Source organism: Amycolatopsis sp. NPDC003861, from assembly GCF_053605405.1.
This window is the reverse complement of record NZ_JBSGJD010000332.1, coordinates 1-8,681: the sequence shown is the minus strand read 5'-3', so window position 1 is coordinate 8,681 and position 8,681 is coordinate 1. Positions and strand designations below refer to the sequence as shown.

General features: G+C 72.9%; 10 protein-coding genes. 4 read left to right on the top strand and 6 right to left on the bottom strand.

What is annotated here, in order from left to right; translation table 11 throughout:
- The 3 genes from ACWEVN_RS43720 to ACWEVN_RS43710 form a co-directional block, all read left to right on the top strand.
- On the top strand, window positions 1-95 hold a 95-nt coding region (locus ACWEVN_RS43720; protein ID WP_452055213.1), incomplete at its 5' end, for a hypothetical protein.
- A gap of 159 nt (window positions 96-254) precedes the next feature.
- Entirely contained in the window at window positions 255-1,781 is a 1,527-nt protein-coding gene (locus ACWEVN_RS43715; RefSeq protein WP_452055212.1) for a glucuronyl esterase domain-containing protein, read from the top strand.
- A gap of 108 nt (window positions 1,782-1,889) precedes the next feature.
- Window positions 1,890-2,243 (top strand): VOC family protein, encoded by a 354-nt coding sequence (locus ACWEVN_RS43710; RefSeq protein WP_452055211.1) that lies wholly within the window; start codon window positions 1,890-1,892, stop codon window positions 2,241-2,243.
- On the opposite strand, the gene ACWEVN_RS43705 is transcribed toward ACWEVN_RS43710, so the two are convergent.
- From ACWEVN_RS43705 to ACWEVN_RS43680, 6 genes are read right to left on the bottom strand one after another with little or no spacing between them, the layout of a single operon-like run.
- Entirely contained in the window at window positions 2,240-3,241 is a 1,002-nt protein-coding gene (locus ACWEVN_RS43705; RefSeq protein WP_452055210.1) for a proline racemase family protein, read from the bottom strand. The genes ACWEVN_RS43710 and ACWEVN_RS43705 overlap by 4 nt on opposite strands.
- Entirely contained in the window at window positions 3,242-4,153 is a 912-nt protein-coding gene (locus ACWEVN_RS43700; RefSeq protein ID WP_452055209.1) for a dihydrodipicolinate synthase family protein, read from the bottom strand.
- A complete protein-coding gene (locus ACWEVN_RS43695) occupies window positions 4,150-5,436 on the bottom strand; it encodes an FAD/NAD(P)-dependent oxidoreductase (RefSeq protein ID WP_452055208.1) in 1,287 nt (428 codons plus the stop codon). The genes ACWEVN_RS43700 and ACWEVN_RS43695 overlap by 4 nt, the downstream gene beginning before the upstream one ends.
- Window positions 5,433-5,696 (bottom strand): (2Fe-2S)-binding protein, encoded by a 264-nt coding sequence (locus ACWEVN_RS43690; RefSeq protein ID WP_452055207.1) that lies wholly within the window; start codon window positions 5,694-5,696, stop codon window positions 5,433-5,435. Before ACWEVN_RS43690 ends, ACWEVN_RS43695 begins: the two co-directional genes overlap by 4 nt.
- Window positions 5,693-6,859, bottom strand: coding sequence for an NAD(P)/FAD-dependent oxidoreductase (locus ACWEVN_RS43685; RefSeq protein ID WP_452055206.1), 1,167 nt, complete (start codon window positions 6,857-6,859; stop codon window positions 5,693-5,695). The genes ACWEVN_RS43690 and ACWEVN_RS43685 overlap by 4 nt, the downstream gene beginning before the upstream one ends.
- A gap of 52 nt (window positions 6,860-6,911) precedes the next feature.
- Window positions 6,912-7,526 (bottom strand): helix-turn-helix domain-containing protein, encoded by a 615-nt coding sequence (locus tag ACWEVN_RS43680; protein ID WP_452055205.1) that lies wholly within the window; start codon window positions 7,524-7,526, stop codon window positions 6,912-6,914.
- A 63-nt stretch (window positions 7,527-7,589) separates the two neighbouring features.
- Here ACWEVN_RS43680 and ACWEVN_RS43675 point away from each other — a divergent pair, with 63 nt between their 5' ends.
- The gene (locus ACWEVN_RS43675) at window positions 7,590-8,570 is read left to right on the top strand and encodes a methyltransferase (protein WP_452055204.1); all 981 of its coding nucleotides are present in this window, start codon (window positions 7,590-7,592) and stop codon (window positions 8,568-8,570) included.
- The last annotated feature ends 111 nt before the right edge of the window (window positions 8,571-8,681 follow it).

The window sequence follows — 8,681 nt, the reverse complement described above, 5'->3', positions numbered from 1 at the left end:
CCATCACCTCCTACCTCATCAGCGCCTACCACTCCGCCGCCGTCCTCGTCCCCGACGCCCTCGGCGCCCTCGACGACGTCCAGGTCGGTCGCTGAAATCCGAAACTTTCGAAATTGCCGCGATTTCGAAAGTTTCGGACCACTCCCTCTTCTTGACGACGGAAATGGAACGGTCCTACCGTTTTCATATTCGTTACATCGGAAGGGAGAATCCCCGTGCCCGGTCCGCGGTTCCGCCCTGCCCTCGTTCTGCTGGTGACTACGCTGCTCGCCGCAGCGGGAATGGTCACGGTGGCCGCGGGCGCTGCCGCGGCGGTCGAAGACGACGGCGCCGACTGCCCGGTCTCGCTGCCCGCCTCGCTCCCCTCGACGGCCAAACTTCCCGATCCCTTCAAGAAGATCGACGGCACCCGGATCACCTCGAAGTCCGACTGGCGGTGCCGCCGCGAAGAGATCAAGAAGCTCGCGGAACGGACGATCTACGGCCAGAAACCGGCGAAGCCGGCCGGCGTTTCGGGGAGCGTCACGGCCACGAACATCACCGTGAACGTCAGCGAAAACGGCCGCTCCGCCAGTTTTTCCGCGGGCGTCCAGCTGCCGAGCGGAACGGGACCGTTCCCGGCGGTCTTCGTGGTCGGCGGATTCGGCGCGGACACCGCGACGATCCGGGCGTCCGGTGCCGCCGTCATCAGTTACGACCCCCTGGCCGTCGGCAAGGAAGGGACGCCGCGGAACAACAAGCAAGGGGCGTTCTACAGCATTTACGGCTCGTCGAGCAGCACCGGGCTGCTGGCGGCGTGGGCGTGGGGCGTCAGCCGGATCATCGACGTCCTCGAGCAGTCGGGCGGGCAGGTGCTGAAGGCGGACGCGCTCGGTGTCACGGGGTGTTCGCGGTACGGCAAGAGCGCGTTCGCGATCGGCGTGCTGGACCAGCGCATCGCGCTGACGATGCCGATCGAGTCGGGCACCGCCGGTGTCCCGGCCCTGCGGGCGATCCCGGGGGAAAGCGGGTCGCAGGGGCTGAGCAACGCCTACGGGGAGCAGCCCTGGTTCGGGGACGCGTTCAGCGCATACACGGGCAACCCGGCGGGGCTGCCGGTGGACACGCACGAGCTGGTCGGCATGGTCGCGCCGCGCGGGCTGTTCATCATGGAGAACCCGCACATCGACTGGCTCGGAGCCCGCTCGGGCAGCATCGCGGCCCTGGCGGGTGCGGAGGTGTACAAGGCGCTCGGCGCGGGCGCCAACATCACGTACTGGTCGGACGTCCAGGACGGCACCCACTGCGCATCACGCCCCGAGTGGCGGACGCCGCTGCAGCAGAACATCCAGAAGTTCCTGCTGAAGACGGGCAGCGCAACGGGGGTGTTCCGCGTTGCGTCGAAGAAGGCGGGCAACCTGGCGGAGTGGCGCGATTGGCCGACGCCCACCCTGACCGACGGCCCGGGCACGACACCGACCACGCCCACCACCCCGACGACTCCGGCCGGCGGCGCCTGCACGGTGGCGGTCGCGGTGAACCAGTGGACGGGCGGCTTCGTGACGACGATCCGGGTAACGGCCGGAGCAACCCCGATCACCGGCTGGACGATCGCGGCGAACCTGCCGACGGGGGCGACGATCACATCGGCGTGGAACGCGAGCCGAAGCGGCGACACGGGCACGGTCCGCTTCACCAACGCGCCGTTCAACGGCGAGCTGCCTGCCGGACAGTCGACGGAGTTCGGCTACCAGTGCACCGGAACGGCCACGGGAACAACGGCAACGTGCTCCACCGCTTAGCCCAGCGCCCGCCCGGGCCGGCAGCGCCGCCTTGCCCGACCCGGGGACGGGCGTGGCCAGGCGAGGCCGGGCTGGTGGTTCGGGCAACTCGCCTGGCAGGATCGCCGCATGGAACGTGTGCTCGGTATTGGTGGGTACTTCATCCGCGCCAAGGATCCCGCCGCTCTCGGGGCCTGGTATCGCGACTTCCTCGGCCTCGATGCCGACGAACACGGCCTCTGGCAGCAGCAGCCCGGGCCCACCGTCTTCGCTCCCTTCGAGGCCGGGACCGATTACTTCGGCTCCGAAACCCAGCAGACCATGCTCAACTTCCGGGTCCGGGACCTCGACGCCATGCTCGACCAGCTCCGGGCCCTCGGCGCGGACGTCGCCGAGGAAACCCAGGACATGGCCGGGGTCGGGCGGTTCGGCTGGGTCACCGATCCCGAAGGTCACCGCATCGAGCTCTGGCAGCCCGCCTAAAGCACGAACCCCGTCGGGAACGGGTCGGACGGGTCCAGCAGGTACGTCGCCGTGCCGGTGATCCATGCCCGTCCCGCGAACTCCGGGATCACCGCCGGCACGTCACCCACCGTGGTCTCGGCCACCAGCGAACCGGTGAACGTCGTGCCGATGAACGACGCGTTCTCGAACGGCGTGTGCAGCGGCAGCTCGCCGCGCGCGTGCAGCTGCGCCATCCGGGCGGACGTTCCAGTGCCGCACGGTGACCGGTCGAACCAGCCCGGGTGGATCGCCATCGCGTTCTGCGACGCCCGCGCGTCCGAACCCGGCGCGAGGAACTGGACGTGCTTGCAGCCCCCGATCAGCGGGTCGACAGGGTGCTTCGGCGGCCTCTGCTCGTTGATCGCCTCCATGATCGCCAGGCCGGCCGCCAGGATCCGGTCCTTCTCCGCCCGGTCGAACGGGATGTCCAAAGAGGACAAATCCAGGATGGCGTAGAAGTTGCCGCCGTAGGCGAGGTCGTAGCGGACCGTACCCAAGCCGGGCACCGACACCTCGGCGTCGCGCTCGGCGAGGAACGACGCCACGTTGCGCAGCTTGACACTCAGCGCGCGCCCGTCCCGGACCGTGACCTCCGCGTGCACCAGCCCGGCCGGGGTGTCCAGGCGCACCACCGTCGTCGGCTCGGTCACCTCGACCATGCCCGTCTCGACCAGCACCGTCGCCACGCCGATCGTGCCGTGGCCGCACATCGGCAGGCACCCGGACACCTCGATGTAGACCACGCCCCAGTCCGCGTCGTCGCGGCACGGCGGCTGCAGGATCGCGCCGCTCATCGCCGAGTGGCCGCGCGGCTCGTTCACCAGGAACTGCCGCAGGTGGTCCAGGTGCGCCATGAAGTACCGGCGCCGCTCGGCCATCGTGGCGCCCGGGATCGGCGCCACCCCACCGGTCACCACCCGGGTCGGCATGCCTTCGGTGTGCGAGTCGACCGCCGTGATCGCGCGCGACGAGCGCATCTACGCCACCCCCAGCGCCGCGAGCGCGCGGCCCATGTCGGCACGGACCTGCTCGCGGTGGACGTCCGAAAGCGGCCCCCGCGGCGGGCGGCACGGCCCACCCCGCCGGCCCACCATGTCCATCCCGAGCTTGATCGCCTGGACGAACTCGGTGCGCGAATCCCACCGGAACGCCGCCACCAGCGGCTCGTAGAGCGCCCTCGCCTCCTCGAGCTTGCCCGCCCGGGCCAGCTCGAACAGGCGCGCCGACTCGGCCGGGAACACGTTGGGGAACCCGGCGAACCACCCGGTCGCACCCATCAGCAGGCTCTCCAGGACGACGTCGTCGGCGCCGCCGATCACGGCCAGCTCCGGCGCCCGCTCGCGGATCTCCAGCACGCGGCGGACGTCGCCGGAGAACTCCTTGACCGCCACGACGTTGTCGATCTGCGCGATCTCGGTCAGCAGGTCCGGCGTGAGGTCGACCTTCGTGTCGAACGGGTTGTTGTAGACCATCACCGGCAGCCCCACCGAGGCCACCGCCTCGAAGTGCGCGAGCACCTCGCCGCGGTTGGCGCGGTAGAGCGTCGGCGGGAGGCACAGCACGCCGTGCGCGCCGTCCTCGGCCGCCGCCTCGGCCCAGTGGCGGGCCTGGTGCGCGCCGGGGCCGTGGACGCCGACGACGACGATCCCGTCCGTCCCGACGGCCTCGATCGCGGTGCGGGCGACGCGGCGGCGTTCGTCGTCGGTGAGCGAGGAGTACTCGCCGAGGGAGCCGTTCGGGCCGACGCCGCGGCAACCGTTGTCGACGAGCCACCGGCAGTGTTCGGCGTAGGCCTCGTAGTCGACGGCCAGCCCGGCCGGTGCGGCGTCGTCGGCCCGGTACGGCAGCGCGGCGGCGACGACCACGCCGCCGAGGTCGCGGGTGCTCATGCTGGGGTCTCCTTCGGATCGGCGAGCTCGCCCAGGCGGATCGGCTGGGCGATCGGACGGTGGTGGCGCTCGGTGCCCCCGCACAGTTCGGCGACGGTGGGTCCGCACATCCGGCCCTGGCACGGGCCGAGCCCGGCACGGGTGCCGAGCTTGAGCGCGTGCGGACCGGGGGTGGCCGGGTCGGCGGCGGCGCTTTTCAGGTCGCCGCAGGTGGTTTCCTCGCAGCGGCAGACGACGGTGTCCTCGCGCAGCCACCCGGGCCACGCCGTGCCGATCGGGTGGGCGGCGGCCAGCCGGCGGGCGAAAGCGCGGGCGTGGTCACGCCGTTCGAGCAACGCGCGGCTCGGCGTCCTCCCGGCCGCGGCCTGCCCGGCGACCGCGCCTTCCGCCGCCGCGGCGACCGATCCGCCGATGCCGGTGAGCTCCCCCGCCGCGAACACCCCGTCGACGCTGGTGCGCTGGTCGTCACCGACCCGGACGAACCCGCCGTCGAGGACGCAGCCAGCCGCGACGGCCAATTCGGGCTGCGGCACGAAGCCGTGCCCGACGCAGAGGGCGTCGACCTCGTAGGTGCGTTCGGTCCCGGGGACGACCGACCAGTCCGGGCGGACGCGCGCGGTGACGGCTTCGCGGACCCGGTCGTCGCCACGGGCCTCGATCACCGCGCGGCCCATCCGGTACGGGATGCGGTGCCGGGCCAGCGCACCGGCGTAACGAACCAGTTCGTTCATCTTGCCGACGTGCGCCGCCGCGCGCCACGACCAGCCATTCAGGACAGTGCGCGCCGGATTCGCTTCCAGGACGGCGAGTACTCCGGCGCCGACGGCCACCAGGGACTCGGCGACCGGCAGCAGGAACGGCCCGGCGCCGGCGACGAGCACCCGCCGTCCGACCGCGACCCGTTCCCCCTTGGCCAGCGCCTGCGCGGCGCCCGCGGTGAACACGCCGGGCAGCTGCCAGCCGGGGAACGGCAGGACGCGGTCGTGCGCGCCGGTGGCGAGGATCAGCGCGTCGGGTTCGAGGGTGTGACGCCGCCGGTTCGTCCCGTCGGCCGGGCCGCGCAGGACGTGGACGCGCCGGCCTTCGAGGGCCCACACGGTGCTTTCCGGCCACCACGCGCACCGGCTCAGGAGCGCCTCGAACTGCCGGGCGGCTCCGCGGTGGTACTGCCCGCCGGGCACGTCGGCCTGGTCCAGGACGGTGACCTCGGCCCCGGCGGCGAGCGCGTGCTCGGCCGCCGCGAGCCCCGCGGGCCCGGCGCCGACGATGACGACGTGCGTCACGCGCCCTCCTCCCGCGACTGGGTGCGGATTTCGTCGCCGTCGGCGGCGCGGCGGCGGCAGGCGCGGACGTCGGCGACGCCGTTGACCGTGAGCAGGCAGTCGAAGCAGGCGCCGATCCCGCAGAAGACGCCGCGCGGCGCGCCGGACCTGGTGGTGCGCCAGGACAGCCGGCCGGCGGCGAGGAGCACCCCGGCGAGGGTCTGCCCGGCCCGCCCGGTCACGGCCTCGCCGTCGACGGTGATTTCGATCGGCTCGCTCACGCCAGCACCGCCGGACGGTCCACGGTGAACTCTGCCACCGGCATCGACGGGGTCGCGCCGGTCAGCAGTTCGCGCAGCAGCCGGGCGGTTCCGACGCTGAGGCCGATCCCTGCCCCTTCGTGCCCGGTGGCGTGCCAGAGGCCGGCGAGCCTCGGATCCTCGCCGAGCACGGGCAGGTGGTCGTCGACGTACGGCCGGAAGCCGCCGTAGGCGCGCATCACCGCCGCGTCGGCCAGGGCCGGGAAGAGGCGGACCGCCTTGGCCGCGATCGCGCCCAGCACGTCCGGCCGGATCGTGTCGTCGAAGCCCACGCGGCGGCGGGACGAGCCGATCAGCACCGTGCCGCCCCAGGTCGACTCCACCACCGCGGACGTCTGCAGCTCGCCGCTGCCGGTGCCGACCGCGCCGACGTAGTCCGCGTCGTAGACCTTGTGCCGGACCACGTCCGGCATCGGCGTGGTCACCAGGACTTCGCCGCGCCGGGGCCGGACCGCGATCGGCGCGCCGAGCCGGGCCGACACCGGCCCCGACCACGGTCCCGCCGCGTTCACGACGACGTCCGCCGCGACCGGCTCACCGGCCACGCGGACGCCGGTGATCCGGCCGTCCCGGGCCTCGGCGCCGGTGACCTCGGCTTCGGTGCGCAGCCGGGCGCCGTGGCGCAGCGCCGAACCCAGCAGGGCGAGCGCGGCGCCGGCCGGCTGGACCTGGGCGTCTTCCGGGTAGCGGACGGCGGCGGTCACCTCGCGGGTCAGCGCGGGTTCGGCCGCCGCGACGTCGGCCGCGTCGAGCCGCTCGGTGCGCACCCCGGCCCCGGCCTGGGCTTCGGCGAACGCGAGGAGCGCGCCGGCGCCGGCGTCGGTGGTGGCGACGACGATGCCGCCCTTCGGGTCGAACTCCGTCGCGGCCGCCGCGCGCGGGTCGTCACCGGCGATTTCGGCCAGCACTTGCGGCCACAGCCGGGCGGACAGCTGCGCGAGGGTGAGTTCGGCGCCCGGCCCCTTGTCGGAGACCAGGAGGTTGCCTTCGCCGTGCGAGGTCGTGCCTCCCGCGGGCCGGCCGCGGTCGAGGACCAGGACGTCGAAACCGGCCAGGGCGAGTTCCCGGGCGCACGCCGCGCCGACGATGCCGGCGCCGATCACCACCACCCGCGTTCGGTTCATCGACCCTCCAGCGTTCGGTATAGCGAACGATAGGTCTCGATCGGGAAGGGTGTCAATCCGGCAGGACGGGGTGGGGCCGGCCGTCGAGGCGTTCCTCCGCGCGGTACTGCAGCAGCAGCACCGACTGCACGGGCCCGTCCGGCGCGGTGTAGCTGTGCGGTTCGCGGGCGTCGAACGCGACGTAGTCGCCGGGCCCGAGGTCGACGCTCCGGCCGGCGACCTCCACGCACAGCCGGCCGGCCTGCACGACGGTGTGCTCGACGCCGACGTGCCCCTGCGAGCGCTGCGGCGCGTCCCCGCGCACGACCTGGTCGTAGACCTCGAAGACGCTGTTCTCGGCCTCGATCCGGCGCAGCGGCCGCAGGTCGACGCCCTCGCCGCGGAGCACCTCGACCTCCGCGGCCCGCACCACGGTCAGTCCTCCGCGCGGGCGGTGGTCGAGCAGGTCGGAGATGGCCACTTCGAGGACCCGGGACAGGCTGAAGACGGTCTCGATGGTCGGGTTGCCGGTGCCGCCCTCGAGCTGCGACAGCGTCGCCTTGCCGATCCCGGACCGCCGGGACAGCTCGGACAGCGACAGGCCGCGCGCCGCCCGCGCCGCCCGCAGGTTGACCGCCAGCATGTCGCGGATCGACGGACCGCCGTCATCGTTCGGTAAAGCGTCCATCAGCGACGCCCTTCGTTCGGTTTGCCGATCGTCATGATGCCACGCCGTCGCTAAGCTTGACCGGTGGAGCAGTCGATCCTGGCGCTGGCCGAGCTGGCCACGCCCATGGCCATCCGGGTGGCGGCGACCCTCGGCCTCGCCGAGCACGGCGAGGCGACGGCCGCCGAACTCGCCTCCCTCACCGGCACGTCCCCCTCGGCGCTGACCTGCCTGCTGGACCACCTGGTCACGGCCGGGGTGTTCGCGTTCGACGCGGAGCCCGGCCGGTACCGGCCCACGGAGCTGGGTGCGCAATTGCGGGACGACGGCGTCAAGCTGCTGCTCGACATCGACGCGGCGGGTGGGCGCGCGGAGCTGGCGTTCGCCGACCTGCTGGGCACGATCACCACCGGCCGGCCGGCTTACGAGCAGCGGTACGGCCGGGACTTCTGGACGGACCTCGACGCCGAACCCCGGCTGCGGCGCACGTTCGACGCCCAGATGAACTGGCGGTTCCGGGTGCAGGCGCCGCAGATCGCCGCGCGGTTCGGCTGGGGGCGGTTCGCGCGGATCGTCGACGTCGGCGGCGGGGACGGCGCCGTGCTGGCGGAAATCCTGCGCGCCCACCCGTCGGTGCGGGGCTCGGTGCTGGACCTGGCCCCGTCGGCGGCCGCGGCGGCGCGGCGGTTCGCGGCGGACGGGCTCGCCGACCGGGCGGAGGCGGTGCCCGGCAGCTTCTTCGACCCGCTCCCGCCGGGGGCGGACGCGTACGTGCTTTCGGACATCCTGCACGACTGGGACGACGAGCACGCGGCAGCCATCCTGACCGGCTGCCGCCACGCGGCGGGCGACGACGGCACGGTGGTGGTGATCGAGCCGCTGCGCCAGGCCGCGGGCACGGCCATGGACCTGTTCATGCTGATGTGCTTCGGCGGCCGCGAGAGAACGGCGGCGGACCTGACGAAGCTGGCCGAAGTCTGCGGCCTGGTCCTGCGCGCGACGACGGAGGTGTCCGACGGCCGCACGGCCCTGGAGTTCACGGCGACCGCCCACACCCGGTCGTGAGTGGTAAGGCGGGTTAGAACCCCCCCGAACACACAACCACCCCCCGCCCCCGCCCGGGGGGTTGGGCATATCAAACCACATTAAACCACACCACAAAATTTTTATATGGTG

Excerpts from the sequence above, each read along its gene's own strand:
- ACWEVN_RS43710 (WP_452055211.1), top strand. The coding sequence starts at position 1,890 with ATGGAACGTGTGCTCGGTATTGGTGGGTACTTCATCCGCGCCAAGGAT.
- ACWEVN_RS43705 (WP_452055210.1), bottom strand. The coding sequence starts at position 3,241 with ATGCGCTCGTCGCGCGCGATCACGGCGGTCGACTCGCACACCGAAGGC.
- ACWEVN_RS43700 (WP_452055209.1), bottom strand. The coding sequence starts at position 4,153 with ATGAGCACCCGCGACCTCGGCGGCGTGGTCGTCGCCGCCGCGCTGCCG.
- ACWEVN_RS43685 (WP_452055206.1), bottom strand. The coding sequence starts at position 6,859 with ATGAACCGAACGCGGGTGGTGGTGATCGGCGCCGGCATCGTCGGCGCG.
- ACWEVN_RS43680 (WP_452055205.1), bottom strand. The coding sequence starts at position 7,526 with ATGGACGCTTTACCGAACGATGACGGCGGTCCGTCGATCCGCGACATG.